Below are 766 nucleotides of genomic sequence, written 5' to 3'. Positions count from 1 at the left end.
GATGAGTGTGGTAACAGCGTATCTGCTGATCAAACAATCACAGTAGTTGATACTACGGATCCTACAATCAATGTTCCTGCAGATGTCACTATAGAGTGTACTGAAGATGAGTCTTCTGCTAATACTGGTGTTGCTACTGGTGCAGATACTTGTGGTACAGTAACCATTACTGAGTCAGACGTAGAGACGGCTGCTTGTGGTAATACAAAAACTATTGTTAGAACTTGGACCGTAACTGATGAGTGTGGTAACAGCGTATCTGCTGACCAAACGATTACAGTGGTTGATACTACTCCACCGACTATAGATAATACAAATACAGATAATATTGTTATTCAATGTGGTGTGACACCTGATGGTACATTAGAAGCATGGCTTGCTAATAATGCAGGTGCAACGGCTAATGATACTTGTGGTAGTGTGACATGGTCTAATGACTATGGTGCTAATACTGACGTAGATTGTGCAAATGGAGCTATTACTGTAACATTTACTGCTACTGATGAGTGTGGTAACACGGCAAATACTACAGCTACTTATTCTATTATTGATACAGTCGACCCTGTATTAACAATTCCTGCCGATACTTCAGTAGAATGTACTGACGATACTTCACCTGCTAGTACTGGCACTGCAACCGCAACTGACGATTGTGCAACTCCAAATGTAACTTTTAGTGATGTTGAAGTAGCAGACTGTGGAAATACTAAGACCATAACAAGAACCTGGACAGCTACTGATGCATGTGGTAACAGCGTATCTGCTG

Annotated in this window: 1 pseudogene; it reads left to right on the top strand. The window is 41.1% G+C overall.

From position 1 onward, the window contains the following. Nucleotides 1–766: pseudogene (locus tag FC091_RS15265) on the top strand (hypothetical protein); the annotation flags it as partial.

The sequence above is a fragment of the Winogradskyella algicola genome (genome assembly GCF_005869935.1).
GTDB classification, from domain to species: Bacteria; Bacteroidota; Bacteroidia; order Flavobacteriales; family Flavobacteriaceae; genus Winogradskyella; species Winogradskyella algicola.
Note: the sequence above shows the minus strand (reverse complement) of the source record. Positions and strands in the feature narration are given on the sequence as shown.